The 24,360-nt window shown below is 60.1% G+C and carries 21 protein-coding genes; 9 read left to right on the top strand and 12 right to left on the bottom strand.

Annotated features, from left to right (window positions below):
• Positions 1-9: 9 nt before the first annotated feature.
• The 6 genes from hisS to DHB74_RS03740 all read left to right on the top strand — a co-directional run bounded on the left by hisS (position 10) and on the right by DHB74_RS03740 (position 6,316).
• Positions 10-1,293 carry a histidine--tRNA ligase gene (gene hisS / locus DHB74_RS03765; protein ID WP_036989382.1) on the top strand — a complete coding sequence of 428 codons (1,284 nt, stop codon included), beginning with the start codon at positions 10-12 and terminating at the stop codon, positions 1,291-1,293.
• Positions 1,294-1,327: 34 nt separating this feature from the next.
• Positions 1,328-1,972: a YfgM family protein gene (locus DHB74_RS03760; protein ID WP_036989384.1), complete on the top strand. Its 645-nt coding sequence runs from the start codon at positions 1,328-1,330 to the stop codon at positions 1,970-1,972.
• A 5-nt stretch (positions 1,973-1,977) separates the two neighbouring features.
• Positions 1,978-3,114: an outer membrane protein assembly factor BamB gene (gene bamB, locus DHB74_RS03755; RefSeq protein ID WP_036990222.1), complete on the top strand. Its 1,137-nt coding sequence runs from the start codon at positions 1,978-1,980 to the stop codon at positions 3,112-3,114.
• Positions 3,115-3,208: 94 nt separating this feature from the next.
• Positions 3,209-4,654, top strand: coding sequence for a ribosome biogenesis GTPase Der (gene der / locus DHB74_RS03750; RefSeq protein ID WP_036990224.1), 1,446 nt, complete (start codon positions 3,209-3,211; stop codon positions 4,652-4,654).
• Between the two features lie 217 nt (positions 4,655-4,871).
• A complete protein-coding gene (locus tag DHB74_RS03745) occupies positions 4,872-5,312 on the top strand; it encodes a nuclear transport factor 2 family protein (protein WP_136868863.1) in 441 nt (146 codons plus the stop codon).
• 38 nt (positions 5,313-5,350) lie between these two features.
• Positions 5,351-6,316 (top strand): NAD(P)H-dependent flavin oxidoreductase, encoded by a 966-nt coding sequence (locus tag DHB74_RS03740; RefSeq protein ID WP_036989388.1) that lies wholly within the window; start codon positions 5,351-5,353, stop codon positions 6,314-6,316.
• A gap of 124 nt (positions 6,317-6,440) precedes the next feature.
• Here DHB74_RS03740 and DHB74_RS03735 read toward each other — a convergent pair whose 3' ends face one another.
• From DHB74_RS03735 to xseA, 4 genes are all read right to left on the bottom strand, one after another.
• Positions 6,441-6,968: a PadR family transcriptional regulator gene (locus DHB74_RS03735; protein ID WP_036989390.1), complete on the bottom strand. Its 528-nt coding sequence runs from the start codon at positions 6,966-6,968 to the stop codon at positions 6,441-6,443.
• Between the two features lie 109 nt (positions 6,969-7,077).
• On the bottom strand, positions 7,078-8,748 hold the full coding sequence (gene leuA / locus DHB74_RS03730) for a 2-isopropylmalate synthase (protein WP_136868865.1): 1,671 nt from the start codon (positions 8,746-8,748) through the stop codon (positions 7,078-7,080).
• Between the two features lie 326 nt (positions 8,749-9,074).
• A complete protein-coding gene (locus tag DHB74_RS03725; protein ID WP_036989393.1) occupies positions 9,075-10,349 on the bottom strand; it encodes a mechanosensitive ion channel family protein in 1,275 nt (424 codons plus the stop codon).
• Between the two features lie 87 nt (positions 10,350-10,436).
• The gene (gene xseA / locus DHB74_RS03720; RefSeq protein WP_036989395.1) at positions 10,437-11,816 is read right to left on the bottom strand and encodes an exodeoxyribonuclease VII large subunit; all 1,380 of its coding nucleotides are present in this window, start codon (positions 11,814-11,816) and stop codon (positions 10,437-10,439) included.
• Positions 11,817-11,936: 120 nt separating this feature from the next.
• Between xseA and guaB the strand changes: the two genes are divergently transcribed.
• Complete coding sequence (gene guaB, locus DHB74_RS03715) at positions 11,937-13,409, top strand: IMP dehydrogenase (RefSeq protein WP_499160829.1); 1,473 nt, start codon at positions 11,937-11,939, stop codon at positions 13,407-13,409.
• A gap of 80 nt (positions 13,410-13,489) precedes the next feature.
• Positions 13,490-15,067, top strand: a complete 1,578-nt coding sequence (guaA, locus tag DHB74_RS03710; RefSeq protein ID WP_499160828.1) for a glutamine-hydrolyzing GMP synthase — start codon at positions 13,490-13,492, stop codon at positions 15,065-15,067.
• Between the two features lie 160 nt (positions 15,068-15,227).
• Here the strand turns inward: guaA and DHB74_RS03705 are convergent, their stop codons facing one another.
• Both DHB74_RS03705 and DHB74_RS03700 read right to left on the bottom strand, forming a co-directional pair.
• On the bottom strand, positions 15,228-16,907 hold the full coding sequence (locus tag DHB74_RS03705; protein ID WP_499160827.1) for an alpha/beta hydrolase: 1,680 nt from the start codon (positions 16,905-16,907) through the stop codon (positions 15,228-15,230).
• 591 nt (positions 16,908-17,498) lie between these two features.
• Positions 17,499-17,957, bottom strand: coding sequence for an SRPBCC family protein (locus tag DHB74_RS03700; RefSeq protein ID WP_499160826.1), 459 nt, complete (start codon positions 17,955-17,957; stop codon positions 17,499-17,501).
• Positions 17,958-18,199: 242 nt separating this feature from the next.
• On the opposite strand from DHB74_RS03700, the gene DHB74_RS03695 reads away from it, so the two are divergent.
• Entirely contained in the window at positions 18,200-19,105 is a 906-nt protein-coding gene (locus tag DHB74_RS03695; protein ID WP_136868867.1) for an AEC family transporter, read from the top strand.
• A 29-nt stretch (positions 19,106-19,134) separates the two neighbouring features.
• On the opposite strand, the gene DHB74_RS03690 is transcribed toward DHB74_RS03695, so the two are convergent.
• The 6 genes from DHB74_RS03690 to DHB74_RS03665 all read right to left on the bottom strand — a co-directional run bounded on the left by DHB74_RS03690 (position 19,135) and on the right by DHB74_RS03665 (position 24,250).
• On the bottom strand, positions 19,135-20,178 hold the full coding sequence (locus DHB74_RS03690) for an NAD(P)-dependent alcohol dehydrogenase (RefSeq protein ID WP_499160825.1): 1,044 nt from the start codon (positions 20,176-20,178) through the stop codon (positions 19,135-19,137).
• 114 nt (positions 20,179-20,292) lie between these two features.
• Entirely contained in the window at positions 20,293-20,910 is a 618-nt protein-coding gene (locus DHB74_RS03685) for an ABC-type transport auxiliary lipoprotein family protein (RefSeq protein WP_499160824.1), read from the bottom strand.
• Complete coding sequence (locus tag DHB74_RS03680; RefSeq protein ID WP_499160823.1) at positions 20,907-21,824, bottom strand: MlaD family protein; 918 nt, start codon at positions 21,822-21,824, stop codon at positions 20,907-20,909. Before DHB74_RS03680 ends, DHB74_RS03685 begins: the two co-directional genes overlap by 4 nt.
• Complete coding sequence (locus DHB74_RS03675) at positions 21,824-22,630, bottom strand: ABC transporter ATP-binding protein (RefSeq protein WP_499160822.1); 807 nt, start codon at positions 22,628-22,630, stop codon at positions 21,824-21,826. Before DHB74_RS03675 ends, DHB74_RS03680 begins: the two co-directional genes overlap by 1 nt.
• Positions 22,627-23,760 carry an ABC transporter permease gene (locus DHB74_RS03670; protein ID WP_499160821.1) on the bottom strand — a complete coding sequence of 378 codons (1,134 nt, stop codon included), beginning with the start codon at positions 23,758-23,760 and terminating at the stop codon, positions 22,627-22,629. The genes DHB74_RS03675 and DHB74_RS03670 overlap by 4 nt, the downstream gene beginning before the upstream one ends.
• A 37-nt stretch (positions 23,761-23,797) precedes the next feature.
• A complete protein-coding gene (locus DHB74_RS03665) occupies positions 23,798-24,250 on the bottom strand; it encodes a Z-ring associated ZapG family protein (protein WP_036989414.1) in 453 nt (150 codons plus the stop codon).
• Positions 24,251-24,360 lie beyond the last annotated feature (110 nt).

Raw genomic sequence — 24,360 nt, 5'->3', positions numbered from 1 at the left:
GGAATAACGATTTTGAAGAACTTGCAAGCCGTGCGCGGCATGAACGACATCCTGCCCGCCGACAGTGCGCTGTGGCAATATTTTGAAGCTACCGTGGGCAAGGTCCTGGCCGGTTACGGCTATCAGCAGATCCGTCTGCCGATCGTCGAGCCCACCGAGCTGTTCAAACGCTCCATCGGCGAGGTCACTGACATCGTCGAAAAGGAAATGTACACCTTCGCCGACCGTAACGGCGACTCGTTGACTCTGCGCCCCGAAGGTACCGCCGGGTGTGTGCGTGCGATGCTCGAACACGGCCTGCTCGGTGGCGGCGTCAGTCACAAGGTCTGGTACACCGGGCCGATGTTCCGCCATGAGCGGCCGCAGAAAGGCCGTTATCGGCAGTTCCATCAGGTGGGAGTGGAAACCTTCAACCTGGGTGGCCCCGATATCGATGCCGAACTGATCATCCTGAGCTGGCGCCTGTGGCGTATGCTCGGGCTGGACGAGGCGGTGACTCTGGAGCTCAACAGTCTCGGCTCCAGCGCCGACCGGGCCCGTTATCGGGACGATCTGGTCGCCTACCTGCGCGAGCGCTTCGAGCAACTGGATGAAGACAGCCAGCGCCGCCTCGACAGCAATCCACTGCGGGTACTGGACAGCAAGAACCCCGATACCCAGGCTCTGTTGGCCGACGCGCCGAAGCTCGCCGATTACCTGAATGATGAGGCTCGCGCTCATTTCGAGGGCCTGCGCGCGCTGCTGGACGCTGCCGGCATTCCCTATGTAATCAATCCCCGGCTGGTCCGCGGACTGGATTACTACGGACTGACAGTGTTTGAATGGGTCACTGACCGGCTCGGGGCCCAGGGCACCGTCTGTGCTGGCGGCCGTTATGATGGCCTGGTCGAGCAGCTCGGCGGCAAGCCGGCGCCGGCGGTAGGCTTTGCCATGGGCATCGAACGCCTGCTGCTGCTGATCGAGACCCTTGGCAAGGTGCCCGCCGAACTGTCCCGGCAGGTTGATGTCTATCTGGTCACTCTGGGCACTGAAACACAGCAGCCGGCTATCCGTCTGGCTGAACAGCTGCGCGACGCCTTGCCCGGCATACGTCTGGTAGTGCATTGTGGCGGCGGCAGTTTCAAGAGCCAGTTCAAGAAGGCCGACAAATCCGGCGCACTGTACGCGCTGATTCTCGGTGAAGAAGAAGCAGCAGCGGGGCAGGTTGGCTTCAAGCCCCTGCGTGGCGACGGCGAGCAGCTGACGCTGGCCTGGGATGCGGTGCCTGAACAACTGCGCAAGGTTTTGCAGTAATAGCGATTAATCGGATGCGGTAAAGGAGAGCAGGGTGAGTAACCAGACAGAAGAAGAACAGGTAGAGCGGATCAAGGAAGTCTGGCATCGCCATGGTGTGCCTGTGCTGACCGGCGTGGTATTGGCGCTGGCCGGCGTGTTCGGCTGGAATGGCTGGACCAACTACCAGGAAAACAAGGCCAGTAATGCCTCAGCCGTCTACCAGAGCATGCTGGAGAACGTACTGCAGGATGACAGCGAGGCGAGCCGCACACGTGGTGCCGAGTTGGCCGAGACCTTGCGCAAGGATTATCCCGGTACCCGCTACGCCAGCTTTGCCGCGCTGATGCAGGCGCGTCTGGCGGTGGAGGCTGGTGATTTCGATTCCGCCGAAGCCCTGCTGCGCGATGTAGCCAAAGATGGCGACGACCTGGCCCTGCAGGAAGTGGCTCGTCAGCGTCTGGCCCGTGTGCTGGGTCAATTGGAGCGCGCCGAGGAAGGCCTCGAACTGTTCACTGTGCCGGTGACCGGCGAGCTGTTGGCCGGCCGCGAGGAAGTGCGCGGTGACTTGCTACTGAGCCTGGATCGCGTGGCGGATGCGCGTCAGGCCTATCAGGCGGCGCTGGAAGCCACTCCTGACCCACGTACTCGGCCGCAACTGCAGCTGAAACTGGATGACCTGGCGGAGGAAGCCTCTTGAAGCTGATGTCCCGAACTCTGGCCGCCGGGCTTGCTGCCCTGCTGCTGGTCGGCTGTGGTAGTTCCGGCAAGAAGGAATTGCCCCCGGCAGAACTGGAAAAATTCGATGCTGAGGTCCAACTGGAGCGCAGCTGGAAACGCAATATTGGCGTTGGACAGGGCGAACTGTTCAACCAGCTGCAGCCGAGCATCGACGGATTGACTCTGTACGCCGCCGATGCCAAGGGCCGGGTAGTGGCCATGGATCGCGATACTGGCTCGGTCAACTGGCAGGTCAAGCTCAAGGAGCCGCTGTCCGGTGCGGTGGGCGCTGGCGGTGGCCGCGTCATGCTGGGTACGCTCAATGGCGTGGTGATTGTTCTTGATGAAGCCGATGGCAGCGAACTCTGGCGCGCGCAGGTGTCCAGCGAAGTGCTGGCCCCGCCGCAGACCAACGGCGACGTGGTAGTGGTGCAGACCCAGGACGACAAGCTGGTGGCCCTGGATATCGGTACCGGCGAGCAGCGCTGGCTCTATGAGTCCAGCCTGCCAGTGCTGACCGTGCGCGGGCACAGTGAGCCGATCGTATCCTTGCATCGCGTCTACGCAGGCCTGGCCAGCGGTCGTGTAGTGGCACTGGATGCGCAGAACGGCATTCCCTTGTGGGAACAGCGTATCGCCCAGCCGGTTGGTCGTTCGGAGCTGGAGCGCATGGTAGACATCGATGGCCGGCTGTTGCTGGATGATCAGACCCTCTACGCAGCCACCTACCAGGGTAACCTTGTGGCGCTGGATGCAGAATCCGGCTCCATTCGCTGGCAGCGCCCGAGCTCCAGCCACGCCGGTGCCGCCATTGGTTTTGGCAGCGTCTATCTGAGTCAGGCCGGCGGCACCGTCGAAGCCTATGATCAGAATCGTGCTACGCCGCTGTGGACCAATGACAGCCTGCAACGTCGCCAGCTTACCGGGCCGGTGGCCTTCAGCAGCTATGTGGCGGTGGCCGACTTCGAAGGCTATGTGCATCTGCTGGCCCAGACCGATGGCCGCCTGGTAGGGCGCGTGCGGGTCGACCGCAAGGGTGTGCGGGTAACACCGATCGTGCAGGGCGACACCCTGTATGTGTATGGCAACAGCGGCGATCTGGCGGCTTACCAACTGCGCTGACGCCGAAACAGGTTATACTTTCCGGCCGCTGCCCAAAGAAGGAGCAGCGGCCTTTTTGTTTTTGTTTGGCACCAATAAGGTGCGCGGAGTAATCATGGTTCCTGTCATTGCCCTGGTGGGCCGGCCGAATGTCGGCAAATCCACGTTGTTCAACCGTCTGACCAAAAGTCGTGACGCCATAGTCGCCGACGTGGCGGGGTTGACCCGTGACCGCCAGTACGGCGAGGCGGTCTGGCAGGGGCAGCCCTATATCCTCGTGGATACCGGTGGGTTGACCGGTGACGAGCACGGCATCGATACCATCATGGCCGGGCAGTCCCTGCAGGCCATCGAGGAAGCCGATGCGGTACTGTTCCTGGTCGACGCGCGCGCCGGTCGTACTGCTGGCGATGAGATGATTGCCGAACATTTGCGCAAGCGTGACAAGCACACCTTCCTGATTGCCAACAAGGTCGATGGTGCTGATCAGGATTCGATCCTCGGTGAGTTTGCTCCCTTGGGCCTGGGTACTCCGATTGGCATCGCCGCGGCTCATGGACGCAATATCAACCCCATGCTCGAAGCCGTACTGGTCAAGGGCGACATCCAGGCCGAGCCGGAGCTGGACGAGGAGGGTAACCCCGTCGAACGCCTGCCGGTGACGCCCATCGGCACCAAGATCGCGGTGATCGGCCGTCCCAACGTGGGCAAGTCCACCCTGGTCAACCGCATGTTGGGCGAGGAGCGGGTGGTCGTGTTCGACCAGGCCGGTACCACCCGCGACAGCATCTATATTCCCTATGAGCGCCATGACAAGCCCTACACCTTGATCGATACCGCTGGTGTGCGGCGCCGCGGCAAGGTCTTCGAGGCCATCGAGAAGTTCTCGGTGATCAAGACGCTGCAGGCGATTCAGGACGCCAACGTGGTGATCTTCGTGGTCGACGCCCGGGAAGGCATCGTGGAACAGGATCTGCACCTGCTGGGCTTCGTGCTGGAGTCCGGCCGTGCCCTGGTGGTCGCCATCAACAAGTGGGATGGCATGGAGCAGGGCGAGAAGGAGTACGTGAAGAAGGAGCTGGAGCGTCGGTTGATCTTCACCCAGTTTGCCGATCAGCATTTCATTTCCGCGCTGCACGGTAGTGGCGTCGGGCTGCTCTACAAGTCGGTTGATCAGGCCTTTGAAAGTGCCATGGCCAAGATTCCCACCAAACGCATGACCGAGATCCTCGAAGCCGCGGTATCCGAGCACCAGCCGCCGCTGGTCAATGGGCGCCGGATCAAGCTGCGCTATGCCCACCTGGGTGGTTCCAACCCGCCGATCATCGTTATCCATGGCAACCAGGTGGACGCGGTACCGCGCTCCTATACCCGGTATCTGGAAAACACCTTCCGCAAGGTGCTCAAGCTGTCCGGTACGCCGATCCGCATTGAATACAAGGGTGGCGACAACCCCTTCGCGGAGAAGAAGAACAAGCTGTCCGAGCGTCAGGTGAACAAGAAACGCCGCCTGATGAGCCACCACAAGAAGGCCGAGAAAAAGCGTAGAGACAAGCGCTGATCGAGCCAGCCATTCAGTTCACGACAATCCCGCCACGTAGGCGGGATTGTCGTTTATGGGGTTGCTGCATCCAATTCGCGCCACATAATATGCAACTAGTTGCATTGGTTGGCTGGAGTTTGCTAATTTCATTCCGGTGTTATCTGCCAACGGGTCACCTGAATGCTGGTCAATCGGTCAGGCGGCTGCCCTTTTTGCCAAACACGGAAATGCAATCATGCAAGAACAACAATTATCCGCCGCAGCGCAGCGCACACTGGCCGCCTGGCATGAGATTCTCGAGCGCAATGCCATGGAAGAACTTGATCCCTGGTTGGCCGATGACATCGTGTTCCGCTCGCCGGTCGCGCATCAACCTTATCCAGGTAAAACTGCCATCAAATTGGTATTGAAGAACGTCAATCAGGTATTCGAGAACTTCACCTACCACCGCAGTTTCGTCAGCGATGACGGCACCAGCGCGGTGTTGGAGTTCAGTGCCACCGTCAAGGGCAAGCAGCTCAAGGGTATCGATATGCTGCGTTTTGATGCTGAGGGCCGGATCCTCGAGTTCGAAGTCATGGTGCGTCCGCTCAACGGCCTGCAGGCGCTGGCCGAGGAAATGGGCAAGCGGATGGCGCCCCATATCGCGGTTCTCAAAGGCCAGGCCGGCGCCTGACCCCTTGTTTCAACAATCTGATTGTATGTGGAGTGACAATGTCTTTACCTGATCTTCTCAAGGGCCGGTTATCCATTCCGGTAGTTGGCTCGCCATTGTTCATCATCTCCAACCCCGATCTGGTCATTGCCCAGTGCAAGGCTGGCGTGGTGGGAGCTTTTCCATCGCTGAACGCCCGTCCGATAGAAGTATTCGAGCAATGGCTGCAGCGTATTACCAGCGAGCTGGCTGAATATAATGCTCAGAATCCGGAGCGGCCCGCGGCGCCCTTCGCGGTCAACCAGATCGTGCATAAGTCCAATGACCGCCTGGAGCAGGATCTGGCGTTGTGCGTGAAGTATGAGGTGCCGATCATCATCACGTCGCTGGGGGCCCGCGAGGATGTGAACGAGGCCATTCACTCCTATGGTGGCATCGTATTGCATGATGTCATCAACAACTTCTATGCGAAGAAGGCCATCGAGAAAGGCGCCGACGGCCTGATCGCCGTGGCGGCAGGCGCCGGTGGACATGCTGGTACCCTGTCACCCTTCGCCCTGATTCACGAGATCCGCGAGTGGTTCGATGGACCTCTGCTGTTGTCCGGGGCTATTTCCAATGGCAACGCCATCCTTGCCGCCCAGGCAGCGGGCGCGGATCTGGCCTATATCGGCTCGGCGTTCATCGCCACCGCCGAGGCCAACGCAGAACAGGCCTACAAGGACATGATCGTCGACAGCACTGCGTCGGATATTACCTACTCCAACCTGTTTACCGGTGTGCATGGCAACTATCTGAAAAAGAGCATCGTCAACAGTGGCCTGGACCCGGAAGCGCTGCCTGAGTCCGACCCGTCGAAAATGAACTTTGGCTCTGGCGGCAGCAGCAAGGCCAAGGCCTGGCGGGATATATGGGGTGCGGGGCAGGGCGTTGGTGCGGTGAAGCAGGTGGTGCCCGCAGCGGAGCTGATCGAGCGCTTGCGGACAGAGTACCAGGCCGCCCGCGAACGCTTGTCGAGCCTGTAACTGCATCGAGGGAACTCGGACTTCTGGAAGATCGAGTTCCCTCTTGACCGGTGGAGCGGGGCTCAACGCCGCTGCGGTGACGCTTGTCTCCCGGACCAGTGCGGGGAGCCGCTGTTAGCCGGTATCACTCCACCAGCGGCAAGGTTTCCTTGGCCCAGGCCAACCAGTTTTCTTCAGTCTTGATGCCCATGCGCAAGACGGCATACTGCAGTTTCTGCGCATGGCTCATCGTGGGGTTGGAAAAGTCGCGCTGTTCGATATCGCGATACATTTGCAGGCGTTGCTGGTGCTGCTCGACCAGGCGCCGCAACTCCCTGCCCACTCCCAGCGGCCCCATGACCGCTTCGGCGCGCAGCTTGATCAGCAGGGCCTGATCATTTCTGCCCGGGCCCCCGCTGTCACCCACCCAGCGCGCCAGCTCCTGGCGACCAGCATCGAGCACGTGATAGATCTTTTTCCGCCGGCCGGTACCGGTAGGGTTATGCTCGACCAGCAGCCAGCCAGCCTCGGTCATGCGTCCCAGCTCTCGGTAGATCTGCTGGTGGGTCGCCTGCCAGAAATAGCCGATCGAATGATCGAAGCGGTTAGCCAGCTCGTAGCCGGAGGAGGGTTTTTCCAGAAGTGAGGTAAGCAGCGCATGTTGAATGGACATGCGCTGATTCTAGGTGCTGTTGGCGTTCTATCACAAGCCTGCCGGTTCGGTTTGGGAGTAAGCCTCGCCGCCAACTGGTGAAGGGCTTGTATCCCGCCTAATGCCGAACTCAGGCGGCCTGGGCTGCGGCCTGTTGCTTGGCCCGGTTCAATGCGCTGAACAGCGCCCGGAAACTGGCCGCAGTCAGGTTTTCATCGATGCCAATACCGTGCAAGGGGCGGCCATTATCCAGGCGGACCTCGATATACGCTGCTGCCTTGGCATCGCTGCCCGAGCCGATGGCATGTTCATGGTAGTCGATGATCTCCACGGCTTCCGGCAGGCCGGCGACCAATGCCTCCAGCGGGCCTTTGCCAATGCCGCGCCAATGCTGGGTAGTGCCAGCGTTGATTACCTCGACATCCACCGCGCTGGTGCCATTCTCTTCCTGCAGCCGGTGGCGAACCAGGGCATAGGGGGTGGTGGCCTGCAGATATTCGCGCTGCAGCAGTTGGTGGATCTGCTCGGCGGTCATTTCCAGACCGAGGCGATCGGTTTCACCTTGTACCACCTGGCTGAACTCGATCTGCAAGCGCCGCGGCAGGGCGATTCCATACTCCTGCTCCAGCAGGTAGGTGATGCCGCCTTTGCCGGACTGGCTGTTGACGCGGATCACCGCCTCGTAGCTGCGACCGATATCCGCCGGGTCGATCGGCAGGTAGGGTACTTCCCAGACGGCGTTCGGGTCCTGCTGGGCGAAGCCCTTGCGGATCGCATCCTGGTGCGAGCCGGAGAAGGCGGTGTGCACCAGGTCGCCGGCATAGGGGTGGCGCGGGTGAACCGGCAACTGATTGCAATCCTCGACTACCTTGCGTACCGCGTCGATATCGGAAAAGTCCAGCTGCGGATCGACGCCCTGGGTATAGAGGTTCAGCGCCAGGGTGACCAGGCAGACGTTGCCGGTGCGTTCGCCATTGCCGAACAGGCAACCTTCGACGCGATCAGCGCCGGCCATTACCGCCAACTCCGAGGCGGCAACGCCAGTGCCGCGATCATTGTGGGTATGCACGCTGATCAGCACGCTGTCACGCCGGTCGATATGCCGACCGAACCACTCGATCTGGTCGGCATAGTTGTTCGGCGTAGCGCATTCGATAGTCGCGGGCAGGTTGAGGATCAGCTTGCGCTGTGGGGTCGGCTCGAACACGCCAATCACGGCGTTGCATACCTCGACGGCAAAATCGGTCTCGGTCGAGCTGAACACCTCAGGGGAGTACTCGAAGCCCCAGTTGGTTTCCGGCGCGGCTTCAGCCAGGCGCCGGATGGTTTTGCCCGCGGCGATGGCAATGGCTTTCACCCCGGCTTTGTCCTGATTGAAAACAATCTTGCGGAAGGCGGGGGCACAGGCATTGTAGTAGTGCACGATGGCCTGCTTGGCGCCTTTGACCGACTCGAACGTCCGCTCGATCAGATCGTCACGGGCCTGGGTCAGTACCTGGATGGTGACGTCATCGGGAATATGCCCGCCCTCGATCAACTCGCGCACGAAGTCGAAATCGGTCTGGGAGGCGGATGGGAAGCCGACTTCGATTTCCTTCACGCCGATCGCGACCAGGCACTTGAAAAAGCGCATCTTCTTTTCCGCATCCATCGGTTCGATCAGCGACTGATTGCCATCGCGCAGGTCGGTGGACAGCCAGATCGGTGCCTGGTTGATGACCTTGTCCGGCCAGGTGCGATCAGGCAGCGCGATGGGAGTGAACGGACGGTACTTGCTGGACGGATCGGTGAGCATGGTCATGATGAAAATCCTGTTCTGTATTCTGGGCGGGCTAGCGGTGGGGGACCACGGCGGGCCTTAGTGCATCGGGCAGGGAAAAGCGCGTCAGTGACGCAGTCGCCGGCTGACCAGGCAGAGGCAGGCATGCTGCCGAAGGGTGATGAGTGTTTGTGGTGTTTTCATGCTGAAAACTTTACGACTATGTAGGTTTGATGGCAATAAGGGCGAAGAAAAAGCAATATTCTGCTGATTCAGGAGTGGATTCGGCTTTCTGGTTGCTCGGAAGTGTCGTTTTTCCGCTTCCTACGCCAGAATCCGGCGCGCCCGGTCAGGCGCGCCGGTGATCCTCAGCCCAGCGACGTGACGCCAGCCTCCGAGGAAGTACGCTGGGGCAGATTCATGTGCCGCAGATCATCGCCGCTCGGATGCTGGAATACACGCAAGCCGAATTCCGGAAGGATCGCCAGCAGATGATCGAAGATATCCGACTGGATTCCCTCATAGGCGACCCAGGCCACGGTATTGGTGAAACAATACAGTTCCATCGGCAGGCCGTCGGGTGTGGGCGCGAGCTGGCGGACCATCAGCGTCATTTCCTGATGAATGCCTGGGTGGCTGCGCAGGTAGCGATCAACATAGGCGCGGAAGGTGCCGATATTGGTGATTCGACGCGTGTTCACCGGCTCCTGGCCTTGTTCCTGCAACTGGCGGTTCCAATCATCGATATCGGTCTGTTTGTCCTTGAGGTAATCGCTCAGTAACCGGAAGCGGTGCAGATGTTGGCACTCGTCATCGTCCAGGAAATGCACGCTCTGCTGATCAAGCATGAGGCTGCGCTTGATGCGCCGACCGCCGGACTCCTGCATGCCCCGCCAGTTCTTGAACGGGTCGCTGATCAGGCGCTTGGTCGGAATGGTCGTGATGGTCTTGTCCCAATTCTGCACCTTGACGGTGTGCAGGGAGATATCAATCACATCACCATCGGCGCTCAGCGCGGGCATTTCCACCCAGTCGCCCACCCGCACGATATCGTTGGAGCTGATCTGCACACTGGCGACCAGCGATAGCAAAGTGTCCTGGAAGATCAACATCAACACGGCTGCCATGGCACCCAGACCGGAGAGCAGAATCAGCGGCGAGCGGTCGATCAGCGTGGCGATGATCAGGATGGTGGCGATCGAATAGATGACAATGTTGATCACCTGAATGTAGCCCTTGATGGGCTTCATCCGTGCCTTGGGACGACGTTCGTAAATGGTGTTGACGAGCGTCAGCGCACTGGCGATAGCCAGGGCGATAGTGAGAATGATGAACGCGCCACATACGTTGCGCACGATGGTGATCAGCGTCTCGGACAGGCCGGGAATCACGCCGATACCGATGGACAGAATCAGCGCCGGGACAATATTGGCCAGCCGGGAAATGACATGGGAATCATGTAGCGCTCGGTCGTTGCCCACTGGCGTGGAGCGCAGTAGGTGCATGAGGCCGCGGATCAGGATGCGCTTGACGATCCAGTTGGCGATCCAGGCGCCGAGGATCAGGGCGGTGAGCGCGAGCAGGGTATAGAGCTGGGGATAATCTTCCAGCCAGTTGATGACGTCGTTGTATTGCGATTCCATGACATTCCCAATTATGGAGTGGGTTTGGCGCCGCAGGGTGCGGCGCCGGCCATCCTAGCAAAGACGGATGACGATTGCTGTGCCGACTCAGTCCAGCAGTGGCAGGGTATGTGGTTGCTCTTCCTCGACGCGCAGGGTCAATTGGCCGTCGTGGAGCCGCGCCTTCAGCTGCTGGCCGGGGCGGGTTTCATTGCGACTGCGAATTGCCTGGCCGCGCTCGTCCAGCAGGATGCTGTAACCGCGGCCCAGGGTGGCCAGGGGGCTGACCAGCTGCAGGGTCTGCGCGGCGTTACCCAACTGCTGGCGATGCTGCTGCAGGCGCTGTTGCATGCTGCGCGGCAGGCGCAGCTGCAGTTGTTCGAGGCGTTCGCCGAGCAGCGCCAGGCGCCGGCCGGGATGCTGGTGCTGCAAGCGACCCTGCAGATGCTCCAGCCGCTGGCGGCGGTGTTGCAGGCGGTGGTGCAGGGCGCGTTGCATGCGCATTTCCAGTTCGTCCAGCCGCTGGGCCTGCTGCGCCAGGCGCTCGCCGGGATGGCGCAGACGCCGGCGCAGGTTATCCAGGCGCAGGTTGTCGCGGGCCAATCTTACCTTCATGCATTGTTGCAGCTGACGGTGGCTGCGCTGCAGCTGGGCCAGCATGGCCTGGGTGTCAGGGCTCAGCAGTTCTGCTGCCGCCGATGGGGTGGGTGCGCGCAGGTCGGCGACGAAGTCACTGATCGATACATCGGTTTCATGCCCTACCGCGCTGATGATCGGTGTACGGCAGGCGGCAACGGCGCGGGCGACCAGCTCTTCATTGAAGGGCCAGAGATCTTCCAGCGAGCCGCCGCCGCGGGCTAGGATCAGCGCATCGAAACCACCCCGGTCAGCCCGTTCCAGCGCACGCACGATCTGCGGCGCGGCATCGCGGCCCTGTACCGCGGTAGGGCTGATGACCAGCTCGATGAAAGGCGCACGGCGGCCGAATACGCTGATGATGTCCCGTACCGCTGCGCCGCTGGGCGAGGTGATGATGCCGATGCGAGTGGGATGGGTCGGCATCGGACGCTTGCCTTCGGCGGCGAACAACCCTTCGCCCTGCAACTTGGCCTTGAGTGCCTCGAAAGCCTGGCGCAGAGCACCATCGCCGGCTGGCTCCAGGCTGTCGATGATCATCTGATAATCGCCGCGGCCTTCATACAGACTCACCCGGCCGCGGGCCTGTACCAGTAAGCCGTCGCGCAGATCGAGCCGAATGCGCGCGGCATTCTGTCGGAACAGGGCGCAACGCACCTGGGCGCCGCTATCCTTCAGGGTAAAGTACAGATGACCGGAGGAAGGGCGGGCGAGGTTCGACAATTCGCCTTCCACCCAGACCCGTGGAAAAACGTCTTCCAGCAGGCTGCGTGCCCGGGCATTGAGTTGGCTGACGGTGAGCACCTCGCGCTCTGTGCCCAACCGTCGGAAAATGGCGTCATCATTATTCATGTGCGCATCTTACCAGCTCCCGGTCGGCGGAATACTGCATTGTGATGATTCCAATTGAGTACCGCTGGCAGCATGGGTATAATGACGCGCTTCCATTTTTCCCGCTCGGGAGCCCCTGCTATGCTGCGTATTCGCCAAGAAGCCCTTACTTTCGATGATGTTCTGCTGGTGCCCGGTTATTCCGAAGTGCTGCCCAAGGATGTCTGTCTCAAAACTCGCCTGACCCGAGGGATCGAGCTGAGCATTCCGCTGGTGTCGGCGGCCATGGACACTGTGACCGAAGCCCGCCTGGCCATTTCCATGGCTCAGGAAGGTGGCATTGGCATCATTCACAAGAACATGACCATCGAACAGCAGGCCAACGAAGTACGCAAGGTCAAGAAGTTCGAAGCCGGCGTAGTCAAGGATCCGATTACCATCGGCGCCGATGCAACCGTAGCCGACCTGTTCGACTTGACCCACCAGAACAACATCTCCGGTGTGCCGGTGCTGTACAACGACGATCTGGTCGGCATCGTTACCTCCCGTGATATCCGTTTCGAAACCCGTCTGGACGCGAAAGTGCGGGACGTGATGACGCCCAAGGAACGCCTGGTCACCGTCAAGGAAGGCTCTTCCACCGGCGAAGTACGCAAGCTGCTGCACAAGCATCGCATCGAGCGGGTGCTGGTCGTTGATGATGCTTTCCGCCTGAAAGGCATGATGACGGTCAACGACATCGAGAAGGCCAAGGCCTATCCGCTGGCCAGCAAGGATGAGCAGGGCCGGCTGCGAGTTGGTGCGGCTGTCGGCACGGGCGCTGATACCGAGGAGCGGGTAACTGCTCTGGCCAAGGCCGGGGTTGACGTGATCATCGTTGATACCGCCCACGGCCATTCCAAGGGTGTGATCGAGCGGGTTCGCTGGGTCAAGCAGGCGTTTCCGGACATTCAGGTGGTCGGCGGTAACATTGCTACCGGTGCCGCTGCACTGGCGTTGGCTGCCGCTGGCGCCGATGCGGTCAAGGTCGGTATCGGCCCCGGCTCCATCTGCACCACCCGCATCGTTGCTGGAGTTGGCGTGCCGCAGATCTCCGCGATTGCCGACGTTGCCGCGGCTCTGAAGGATACCGGTGTGCCACTGATTGCCGATGGTGGTATCCGCTTCTCCGGCGACCTGGCCAAGGCCATTGCCGCTGGCGCATCGGTAGTGATGATGGGCTCGATGTTTGCCGGTACCGAAGAGGCCCCGGGTGAGGTCGAATTGTTCCAGGGTCGCTCCTACAAAGCCTACCGCGGCATGGGGTCGCTGGGTGCGATGGCCAATGCCAGCGGTGGCTCGGCAGACCGTTACTTCCAGGACGCCGGCGCCGGTGCCGAGAAATTGGTACCCGAAGGCATCGAAGGCCGCGTCCCCTACAAGGGTGCGCTGGCGGCGATTCTGCACCAGTTGATGGGGGGGCTGCGTGCTTCCATGGGCTACACCGGTTGCGGCAGCATCGAAGAGATGCGCACCAAGCCCGAATTTGTCCGCATCACCGGGGCCGGCATGAGCGAATCCCACGTGCATGACGTGCAGATCACCAAGGAAGCGCCGAATTACCGGGTCAGCTGATCCGGTTCAGTCATCAGCCACAAGTGGCGTCTTCGGGCGCCGCTTGTAACTCGCAGCTCTTACTTTATCGAGAACACACCATGTCCCATGACATTCACGCTCACCGCATCCTGATCCTGGATTTCGGTTCCCAGTACACTCAACTGATTGCACGGCGCGTACGTGAAATCGGCGTTTACTGTGAAATCCACGCCTGGGATATGGACGAAGCGGCTATCCGCGAGTTCGCACCCAAGGGCATCATCCTGGCCGGCGGTCCCGAGTCCGTTACCGAAAACGGCAGCCCGCGCGCGCCACAGGTCGTGTTCGAGCTGGCGGTGCCGGTGTTGGGTATCTGCTACGGCATGCAGACCATGGCTGCCCAGCTGGGTGGCGCGGTGCAGGGTTCCGAAGAGCGCGAGTTCGGTTATGCGCGGGTTGATCTGGTTGGCAAGAGCAGTTTCCTCGATGGAATCGAGGATGCGGTAGCCGATGACGGTGTGCTGAACCTGGACGTCTGGATGAGCCATGGCGACAAGGTTATCGAACTGCCGGACGGTTTCAAGGTATTGGCCAGCACGCCGAGCTGCGCGATCGCAGCCATGGGTGACGACGCTCGTCATTTCTACGGCGTGCAGTTCCACCCGGAAGTGACCCACACCAAGCAGGGGCTGCGGATCCTGTCCCGGTTCATTCTCGAGCTGTGCGGCTGCGAAGCGCTGTGGACGCCGGCCAACATCGTTGAAGATGCCATCGCCACCGTGCGTGCCCAGGTGGGCGACGCCAAGGTGCTGCTTGGCCTGTCTGGCGGTGTCGATTCCTCGGTGGTTGCCGCGCTGCTGCACCGCGCTATTGGCGATCAGCTGACCTGCGTCTTTGTCGACAACGGCTTGCTGCGTCTGCACGAAGGCGAGCAGGTCATGGCCATGTTCGCCGAGAACATGGGCGTCAAGGTGATTCGCGCCAATGCCGAAGAGAAATTCCTGTCCCGCCTGCTCGGCGTGACCGACCCGGAGGCCAAGCGCAAGGTCATCGGCCGCACCTTCATCGAAGTATTCGACGAGGAGGCGACCAAGCTGCAGGATGTCCGGTTCCTGGCCCAAGGCACCATCTATCCTGACGTGATCGAATCGGCCGGCGCCAAGACTGGCAAGGCCCATGTGATCAAGTCTCACCACAACGTTGGCGGCTTGCCGGAAGACATGGCCTTTGAACTGGTCGAGCCGCTGCGTGAACTGTTCAAGGACGAAGTGCGCAAGATCGGTCTGGAACTGGGCTTGCCCTACGACATGGTCTACCGTCACCCGTTCCCCGGTCCGGGCCTGGGCGTGCGTATCCTCGCTGAAGTGCGCAAGGAATACGCCGACATCCTGCGCCGCGCCGACCACATCTTCATCGAAGAGCTGCGCAAGGCTGACCTGTACCACAAGACCAGCCAGGCCTTCGCAGTATTCCTGCCGGTCAAATCTGTCGGTGTGGTCGGTGACGCCCGTCGCTACGAATGGGTCATTGCTCTTCGCGCCGTAGAAACCATCGACTTCATGACCGCGCGCTGGGCGCACCTGCCCTACGAGTTCCTAGAAACCGTTTCCAACCGCATCATCAACGAAATCAGCGGTGTGTCACGGGTCACCTACGATATCTCCAGCAAGCCGCCGGCGACGATTGAATGGGAGTGAGCTTGATTTGTAGATGTTGAGTTGGATTAAAAATTAAGACTCAATAAAGGCCGCCGCTGTGAAACAGCGGCGGCCTTTATTTTGGGCTTTTCACTCCTGTCGAATGCGCCAACTATTTCAAGGTTGGAGATGATTCCCGCTTGAATAAGCGTGATGCGTTCTAGCCGCCCCGATGCTCATACCCATCGGCGTGCAAGCTGCGCTGTTTTAAGAGCGTCTTGAGAGTATCGATCTTCTGAGTGTCCCACTTTGCACCACCGGTAACTTCCAGCCATGCATTCAGGTAGTGTTCGGGGGCAAAAACATGGCCGTATCCCATCGGTACGGTGTCCGCCAGCGGCATATCGATAAACAATTGGAGCATGCTGACAATCGGGTACCACCGAAGCAAGGGGGATACGTCGGGCGCACGCGGAGATTTCATCCAGTCCGCTTCGCGATAGAGAAGGCTTCTGTCGAAAAACGTAATCGCATCACTACCATATTGCAGATAGACGAAGCGCAGGTCGCCCCATGGCGCGGTATTGCCTTCCGGTGTTCCATCTTGGTTCATAAAACGTATAAACCGCCCATTTTGAAAAATGGGTAGCCATTCGCTCGAACCCGTATCGCGATTGTTTGTCAGCGAACGCCATTTTGTACTTGCGAAGGGTGGGCCGCTCCACACTGCTCCGTCGATTGGATCCCCCAGCATATCGAAGAAAGTGATCGAACGTTGCGAGTTGAGCGCACCAAGACTTAGCCCGTGAAGATACAGCTTGGGCCGGTGTTCTGCAGGCAACTCTTTCCAGTGATCATAAACCACCCGGAACAGTGCTTCCGCCGAAGCGAGCCCGCTTTCAGGTTGAAACAACAGTGAAAGAGGGCTGCTTAAATAGGAATACTGCAACGCGACACTGGCGATATCGCCATTAAGCAGAAATTCAAGTCCATCTATGGCTGATGGATCAACCCAGCCCGTTCCGGTCGGCGTAATAATAAGCAATGCTTGGCGCTCGAACGCATTTAACGAGATCAGTTCTTCGAGCAGTAAGGCAGCCCTTTCCTCGGGAGATTCGGCTATTTGCAAGCCAGCATATAGCCGGATGGGCTCAAACGACTTTTGCTGTGTAAAAGCGCTGATTTCCTCCGCCCTTGGCCCCGATGCCACGAATTCTCTGCCTGCGCGCCCCAGTTTTCGCCATTCAAGTTTAGATAAAGGATTGCCTGCCCGTTCTGGGATAAGCGGTTGCGGACGATCTGGCTCCAGCAGTGCGTCAAATCGTTGAAACGAGTTATCCAAAAAGCGGAATGTGTACTTCACAAGCACGCCGTTTGCGAAAGTAAACGTGAGGGCAATCGTAATCACTGCGCCGGCCACAATGGAAATTCTGCGTGGGAAACGATTGTAGAACTTACCTGCGATGGACCGCCCCAGGATGATCAGTCCTCGCGTAATAAAAAGGAGAATCAAAAAGCATAGAATGGCGATAAGCGTGACGCTGAAAGGATAGGCGCTATCCACGGAATCCATGCCGACAGCATGGCGTACAGAGTTTTGCCAGCTTGCCGAGTGGTAGAGCGCCAAAAGCATAATTGCCAGAACAATCGTGCTAATCAACGGTTTTACAAATTTTAAAAGTCGCCGATCAAGTCCCGGTAGTTCCAGATAACGCCACAGCGTGTTCAGAATGACGCCAATGCCATATCCAGCACCGAAGGCAATTCCGGCGAGGGCGCCCTGAATCTCAAAATTACGGGGTATCAGGCTTGGTGTGAAAGAGGCGGCAAAGAAGAGAGAGCCCAGGATAAGACCAAAACGACAGAAAGACGTTCGCAAACCGTATGGATTTTTAGTCATTCTTAATCATCGTGGTTCTATTATCGATGCGGGATGGCGCGGCGCCCCAGGCGGCCAAATACGTGGCCCGGATATAACGCCTCTATCGATCGCCATCTTGAGGCCGAATGCCGGGCCACCCAGAGCGTGAACACTGGTGAGGTCGCGCATGCGTGTCGCTTCGGCTTCTGCTCCCGTCATCATTTGGGCTCAGTCAAGGTGGTACCATTAAAGATGCGCAGGTTGTCGAAGACGACTGCGCCTGCTGAAGTCTGGGCCTGCCCCGGCAAAGCCATGAAAAGCCCTAGTGCGATGCAGGTGCTATGGAAAAATCTCCTACCGCATCCTATATCGGCTTGGCAATCGCCTCAAGCCTACCGGTAAACCTCCAACACGGACGACGCTGCTAAGTGACTTTGTCATGCTGCGCTGCTGAAGTTGCTTATGGCGATAACGCATACCAGTATCGCAAACCAAGCTGTGTAATCTCTATCTTGAGATCTTCGTCATATCTCGCCATGAAAAACACCCCAAAGGTCGGATGAGTCCAACTTTTGGGGTGCAGCTCACATGCGGGCTTTTATTGTTCTGCCATGATGGCATTCATCATTTTCAGCCATGATCGGGGATATCCGGCCCAACCAGCCGGGCAAGCTGCTCCAGTGATTCCTGCCAGCCCAGATAACAGCTATCAACGGGGATGACCGAAGGAATGCCTTCCTGAACTATGCGTATCTCTGTGCCACTGGATACGGCTTTCAGTTCGATGGCAACTTGCATTTCGCCGGGGAGGTTTTCATCGTCAAAGCGATCGGTATGGCGAATACGTTCGTTAGGTGTCAGCTCGATATATTCAACGGTAAACGAATGACTGACCCCAGTACCGAAATTGGTGAAAGACATACGGTAGCCACCACCCACGCGGATATCCATTTCATGGATCGTACCGGTAAAGCCGTAGGGCGGTAGCCAGTACTCCAATGCCTGTTTATCGGTAAACGCTTTGTAAACTCGCTCAACGGGTGCTGCCAATACGCGGTGTAGGCGGACGGTGCCGGTTTCGCTAGACATAATCATCTCCTGTTTGTTTTTTGGTTACCTGGTAGTCGGTTTCCAGACAATAATTTCGACAGCCTTCAAAAAAAATACTGTCGTAGTGAGCTTGGGCGTAGGTTTCAACGAGCACTGGGCTTAATGACTGGCAGCGCCGCTGTATCAAAGGGCGGCAAGGTATTGCGCTACGTCGGGCTGGTCGGACATGACCTTCGTCAGGTAACCTGCCTGCCGCGTCTCTGATCTGGATATATCCTCGAATGACCCAGTTACTCGCCTCCCTCTGGCCGCTGTTCGCCCTGATTCTGGGCGGTTATGTCTTGCGCCGGGCGGGCTTTCCCAATGCTGAATTCTGGCCCGGTGCCGAGCGCATCAATTACTTTGTACTGTTCCCGGCGCTGCTGTTCAGCAGTCTGGCCGGAGCGCCGTTGAACAGCCCGGCGCTGGCGCGGGTGGCACTGTGTGTGGGCGTGGTGCTCGGCGTGGCATGGCTGGGGCTGATCGTGCTGCGGCGCTGGCTGGACTGGCCGGCGGCACGGTTTGGTGTGTTCGTGCAGAGTACGTTGCGGTTCAATACCTACATCGGCCTGGCTACCGTTGGCGCGTTATTTGGTGGTGAAGGACTGACGCTCATGGCGCTGTTGCTGGCGATCACGGTGCCGGCGGTCAATATCCTGTCGGTGCAGGCGCTGACGTCGGGGGGGAGTCTGAACCGGCGCGCGCAGCTGCTGATCCTGTTGAAGAACCCGCTGATCCTGGCCTGCTTGCTCGGGGTGGCAGCAAATCTCTCCGGCCTGCGGTTGGGCGGGGGGATGGATAATCTGTTGACGCTGCTGGCGGCGAGCAGCCTGCCCCTGGGGCTCCTGTGTGTTGGCGCTGCGCTGCAGCCTCAGAATCTGCACGGTGAGACACGTGCGCTGTTGATCAGCACCCTGGTGCGGTTGATCTTGATGCCGTTGGGGGCCTGGCTGCTGGTCGGGCTGCTGGGCATGCCGACGATGGAGCGGGTCACCTTGGTGCTGTTTTTTGCGCTGCCCTGCGCGCCCACTGCCTATGTGCTGGCACGGCAGTACGGCGGCGATGCGCATCTGATGGCGGGGGTCATTACCCTGCAGACACTACTGGCGATGCTGACCTTGCCGGTGCTGTTGCTGCTGGTGTTATGACGGGCGGTAGCCCCTCAATCTGCTGAGGGTTACGCCAGCGACGCCATGTCGATGACGAATCGGTAACGCACGTCGCCTTCCTCCATGCGGTCGAACGCCTCGTTGATTTGCTGCATGGGGATCATTTCGCACTCGGGCAGGATGTTGTGCTCTGCGCAGAACTCGAGCATCTCCTGGGTCTGGGCAATGCCGCCAATGGCCGAGCCGGCCACCCGGCGACGGCCGCTAATCAGGGGGACCGTGGTCAGGCTGTCCACCGGGCCTATCTGGCCGACTACCGCCAGGGTGCCATCGATGTCCAGCAATGGCAGGTAGGGTTTGAGGTCATGCTGGACCGGGATGGTATCCACGATCAGGTCGAAGCTGGCACGAGCAGCAGCCATGGCCTCGGCATCATTGGTGGCCAGGAATGCTGTGGCACCCAAGGCTGTGGCATCTGCAGCCTTGGCATCGGTGCGGCCAAGTACCGTGACCTGGGCGCCCATGGCCACGGCGAACTTGACGGCCATGTGGCCCAACCCGCCAAGTCCGACGATGGCTACCCGGCTGCCCGGCCCGACCTGCCAGGTGCGCAGTGGAGAGTAGGTGGTGATACCGGCACATAACAACGGCGCGGCGCGGGCCAGGTCCAGGCCGTCAGGCATCCTGAGAACGAATTTCTCCCGCACCACCAGCTGACGGGCATAGCCGCCCTGGGTGCGTTCGCCGGTGATACGGTCACGACCGCCATAGGTGCTGGTCATACCCTGACGGCAGAATTGTTCCTCACCCTGGTGGCACTGATCGCACTGCTGACAGGAGTCGACCATGCAGCCGACCGCGACATGATCACCCACCCGGTAGCCGCTGACCTCTTCGCCCACCGCGATAACCCGCCCGATGATTTCGTGCCCCGGCACCAGTGGATAACGGGTGACTCCCCAATGGTTCCGGGCGATATGCAGGTCGGAATGACATACCCCGCAATACAGGATATCCAGGGCGATATCGTCGGCACGAAGCGTCCGACGGTCGAATTCCCAGGGCGTCAGAGGTGATTGCGGATCATGGGCAGCATAGCCGATGGTCTTCATTGGCGGGAGCTCCAGCGCAGCTTGTTGTTGTGTGCCGAAGCATGCAACAGGTTGCGCTTTTGTTCCAGCATGATTCCATATCACTAAATGTCATGATGCGGCGAGGCAACGGCTTCAGTCGTGGGAGAGCGGCGCCAATTGCTGTCGGGTCCAAGCCAGCAATTGCCGGGTCAGTTCCTCCGTCGCCTGGCCATATCCCTGGGCCACGTCGGTGATCTGGGTGCTGGTGACCGGCTGCTGAACCAGGAAGCTGTGGTTGACATAGATGCGCCGACTTTCCGGATTGACCAGGCGGGCATCCAGCTCGATGACGATCCGGGGGGTGTCGTCGGTGTTCAGTTGGAAGCGGCGCAGGTTGGTATCCAGATGGACATCGGCATGCAGTGCATGCTCATCGGTGGTGACGCTGCTCAGCGCGCCGGAGCGCTGCAGGGATACCGCCAGGTATTCGCGCAGCAGCTGGGGTGAGGGATCGCTCCAGCGGACGCCCTTGTAGCTTTGCAGTTGGTTATCGGCGGTGACCACCATGATGCGCGGCCCGCTGAAAGCGTAGCCGGCCTGTGGCGTATTCACCCGCAGTGACAACGGCAACCGCGGCTCGCTGCTGGCGCTGCCGGCTGGCGGCGACGGGAATTGGTAGACGCTCAGGGCTTCGGATTCGGGCAGTACGGTGCAGGCACCAAGCCCCAGCAGAGCGGTAAACAGCGCAACGGATGTCAGGCGGCGGATCATGGCTGGTATTCCTCGAAGGTGTCACGGCCCAGCAGGAAGCGTGCGGGGTTGTCTTCCAGGCGGCGGGTGATCGAGCGCAGCGCGTTGAGACTGCCACGCAATTCATTGATTGCCGGCTCCAACTGGCCGAGGCCCTGCATGCCGTTGGTGAAGGCTTCACTGTTGTCCTGCAGCATGTTCTCCAGGGTTTCGCTGGCGCGGGCGATGGATTCCAGGGTCTGCTCGGCGCTGTTCAGCGTCTGGCTGCCTTGATTATTGACCAGGGTGTTGATGCTGCCCATCAGCTCGCCGGCCTGCTGGCTGGCAAGCGTCAACTCGCCGACCAGGGCTTTTACATCATCGCCTTGGCTGGACAGGCTGCTGGCGGCGGTATCGATAGACTCCAGGGTGCTGGCGATACGCTCGGCGTTTTCGTCCGACAGCAGGTTGCGCGCACTGATCACCAACTGATTGATATTGGTCATCAGATCCTCGCCGTTGGCCAGCAGGCTGGAGAGTGGGGAGGGCACGGCATAGATGCGTGGCTCTTCACCATCGACGCTCTCCAGAGATGGGCTTTGCGGGTCGCCGGGCACCAGCTCGATCACTGAGTTGCCGGTGATACCGGTGAAGGTCAGTCTGGCCTTGGTATCCTGGGTGACCGGGGCGGTGGCGCTCACCCGTACGCGGGCCAGCACCTGGCCTGGGTCGCTCGGGTCGAGGGTCAGCTCGCTGATGTCACCTACCGGAATGCCGCTGTATTGCACGGCGCTGCCGCGGGACAGGCCGGTGACCGTTTCGCGGAAGACCACCGTGTAATAGCGGTAGTCCTTGCTGGTGGTGGCGTTGCTGATCCAGATGGCAAAGAAAATCGCACCGACACCAGCGAGCAGGGTGAACAGTCCGATCATGACGTGGTGAGCGCGTGTTTCCATTAGCGGAACTCCGGCTGATGGCTGGATTGATTGGCAGTGGCCGCTACTGCGGCGCGTCCGCGGGGACCGTGGAAATACTCCTGGATCCAGTCGTTCTCGGTGGCCGCGACGCGCTCCAGGGTATCGGCGACCAGGACGCGCTTCTCCGCCAGTACCGCCACCCGGTCGCAGATAGCGTACAGGGTATCCAGGTCGTGAGTGACCAGAAATACACTCAGCCCGAGGGCGTCGCGCAGGGTGAGAATCAACTGGTCGAAGGCGGCGGCGCCGATGGGGTCCAGGCCGGCGGTCGGTTCGTCAAGGAACAGGATGTCCGGGTCCAGGGCCAGTGCGCGCGCCAGGGCTGCGCGTTTGACCATGCCGCCGGACAGCTCGGAGGGAAATTTGTCACCGGCGCCGGGCGGCAAACCGGCCAGCGCCAGTTTCATGCAGGCCAGATGTTCAGCGTCGTCGCGGCTGAGCCCGGCATGTTCGATCAGCGGCAGGGCGACGTTCTCGGTCACCGTCAGCGAGGAGAACAGTGCGCCGCGTTGAAACAGTACGCCAAAGCGTCGCTCGACCTGGGAACGCTGCTGTTCATCCAGTTGCTGCAGGTCTTTGCCGAAAACCCTGACGCTACCGGCATTGGGCCGCCGCAGGCCGACGATGGAGCGCAGCAGTACCGACTTGCCGGTGCCCGAGCCGCCCACCACGCCGAGAATCTCTCCGGGGTGGATATCCAGGTCCAGATTGTCATGTACGGTCTGTTTGCCGAAGCGATTGACCAGGCCGCGTATCTCCACCAATGGTGCTTGCTTGTCGGTCACCAGTTCATCTCCATGAAGAACAGCGCGGCCAGTGCATCCATGAGGATGACCACGAAGATCGACTGCACCACGCTGGACGTGGTGTGCTCGCCGACCGACTCGGCGCTGCCGCTGACCTTGAAGCCTTCCATGCAGCCGATGATGGCAATCAGGAACGCGAACAATGGCGCCTTGACCATGCCCAGGTAGAAATGCTGCACCGCCACGTTCTGCTGCAGGATGCTGAGAAACATGGTCGGGGATATATCCAGCGCCAGCGAGCAGACCACGGCGCCGCCGAGCAGGCCGGACAGCATGCCGATAAAGGTGAGGATCGGCAGTGAAATCATCATGGCAATGACGCGGGGGATGACCAGAATCTGCAGCGGATTGAGGCCGAGCGTGCGAATTGCATCGATCTCCTCGTTGGCCTTCATCGAACCGATCTGCGCGGTGAAGGCACTGGCGGTACGCCCGGCCATGAGAATTGCGGTCAAGAGTACGGCAAACTCACGCAGGAAAGAGAACGCGATCAGGTCGACGGTATAAATGGTCGCGCCGAAGTCTGCCAGCACGGTGGCGCCGAGGAAGGCGATGACCGCGCCAACCATGAAGGTAAGCAGAGCGACGATGCCGACGGCATTCAGGGCAATCTGTTCGACCTGGGCAACCACGGAGGTCAGCCGCCAGGTTGAAGGGCGCAGCAAACCGAAGGCCAGCCCGGCGAGGGTGAGGCCGACAAAGCCCAGCAGAGTGCGCACATGGTCATGAAACGCCAGCGTGCCCTTGCCTATATTGCCGAGCAGTTCGAATACGGCGCCATGGTGCGGTTGCGGTTGCGGCTCCCGCTGCAGGCTATGGGCGATACGGCGCAGCAATACCCGGCGCTCCTCGGGCAGGCTGGCGCCTTCATCGGTCAGGGTCTGGATGCGCTCGCTGCCGAGCAGCTCGGTCAGCAGTTGGCCGCCAGCGGTATCCAGTCTGCCGATCTGGCTCAGGTCCGCCTCTACGTCGGCAGATTGCTCGTTGCGCAGCCGGCCAACCAGCTGACGCAGTTCGGCGTAGTGCTCCAGGACCCAGTCACCACGTATGACGAGATGGGACGGGTCGTCCGATGATCTGGTTACAAAGCGTTGTTCGGCATCGGGCATGGAGGAATCCGTTTAGCGCCACCGGCGAGGGCGGGCTTTATTTGCGTTTTACGCCGAATTCTTCGGATAGCATGCCGGGGTCTTCGTCCGCTTTGGTGGCATAGTCACGGGGCGGTTCGAGCGTGTCGAACACTGGCTCGATACGGTCGCGAGAGGAGACCGGGTCATTTTCCTGCTCCAGCGCGGCCAACAGACGTTGCCGGGTCATGTCGTCAGGCGCGAGATCTACGGCAGCCTGGCCCAGATGCTCCTGGATATCCTGATAGCTGCGGTTCAGGCGGGTGACCAGATTGGCAGTGGTGTTGAAATGGCTGGCGACTTCCTGCTGGTATTCTTCGAAGCGCAGCTGCAGGCTCTCCAGTTGGGCTTGAGTGCTGGATGACTGTCCGCCGCTGATACGTGGCGCCAGACGGGCTACAATGATGCCGACGATGAAGCCCACTGCCAGGGCGATAGCTATTGCAATCCACAGGTTTTCGCTTGTTTCCACCTTGGGTCCCTCATTGAACTGAAACGTGCGGCGCCAACGCGCTGCTTGGGTCTGCTGCTACGGTAACGGCATTTCGCAAACAAGGCTAGCGCCTGTTGCTGCGGGCCGGA

It is taken from the genome of Pseudomonas sp. G11-1 (assembly GCF_024031555.1).
Classification (GTDB): domain Bacteria; phylum Pseudomonadota; class Gammaproteobacteria; order Pseudomonadales; family Pseudomonadaceae; genus Halopseudomonas; species Halopseudomonas bauzanensis.
The sequence above is the reverse complement of the archived record's forward strand: the minus strand, read 5'-3'. Positions and strand labels throughout refer to the sequence as shown.

Coding starts and splice junctions, on each gene's coding strand:
- bamB (WP_036990222.1), top strand. CDS start 1,978: ATGTCCCGAACTCTGGCCGCCGGGCTTGCTGCCCTGCTGCTGGTCGGC.
- der (WP_036990224.1), top strand. CDS start 3,209: ATGGTTCCTGTCATTGCCCTGGTGGGCCGGCCGAATGTCGGCAAATCC.
- DHB74_RS03745 (WP_136868863.1), top strand. CDS start 4,872: ATGCAAGAACAACAATTATCCGCCGCAGCGCAGCGCACACTGGCCGCC.
- DHB74_RS03740 (WP_036989388.1), top strand. CDS start 5,351: ATGTCTTTACCTGATCTTCTCAAGGGCCGGTTATCCATTCCGGTAGTT.
- DHB74_RS03735 (WP_036989390.1), bottom strand. CDS start 6,968: ATGTCCATTCAACATGCGCTGCTTACCTCACTTCTGGAAAAACCCTCC.
- leuA (WP_136868865.1), bottom strand. CDS start 8,748: ATGACCATGCTCACCGATCCGTCCAGCAAGTACCGTCCGTTCACTCCC.
- DHB74_RS03725 (WP_036989393.1), bottom strand. CDS start 10,349: ATGGAATCGCAATACAACGACGTCATCAACTGGCTGGAAGATTATCCC.
- xseA (WP_036989395.1), bottom strand. CDS start 11,816: ATGAATAATGATGACGCCATTTTCCGACGGTTGGGCACAGAGCGCGAG.
- guaB (WP_499160829.1), top strand. CDS start 11,937: ATGCTGCGTATTCGCCAAGAAGCCCTTACTTTCGATGATGTTCTGCTG.
- guaA (WP_499160828.1), top strand. CDS start 13,490: ATGTCCCATGACATTCACGCTCACCGCATCCTGATCCTGGATTTCGGT.
- DHB74_RS03705 (WP_499160827.1), bottom strand. CDS start 16,907: ATGACTAAAAATCCATACGGTTTGCGAACGTCTTTCTGTCGTTTTGGT.
- DHB74_RS03700 (WP_499160826.1), bottom strand. CDS start 17,957: ATGTCTAGCGAAACCGGCACCGTCCGCCTACACCGCGTATTGGCAGCA.
- DHB74_RS03695 (WP_136868867.1), top strand. CDS start 18,200: ATGACCCAGTTACTCGCCTCCCTCTGGCCGCTGTTCGCCCTGATTCTG.
- DHB74_RS03690 (WP_499160825.1), bottom strand. CDS start 20,178: ATGAAGACCATCGGCTATGCTGCCCATGATCCGCAATCACCTCTGACG.
- DHB74_RS03685 (WP_499160824.1), bottom strand. CDS start 20,910: ATGATCCGCCGCCTGACATCCGTTGCGCTGTTTACCGCTCTGCTGGGG.
- DHB74_RS03680 (WP_499160823.1), bottom strand. CDS start 21,824: ATGGAAACACGCGCTCACCACGTCATGATCGGACTGTTCACCCTGCTC.
- DHB74_RS03670 (WP_499160821.1), bottom strand. CDS start 23,760: ATGCCCGATGCCGAACAACGCTTTGTAACCAGATCATCGGACGACCCG.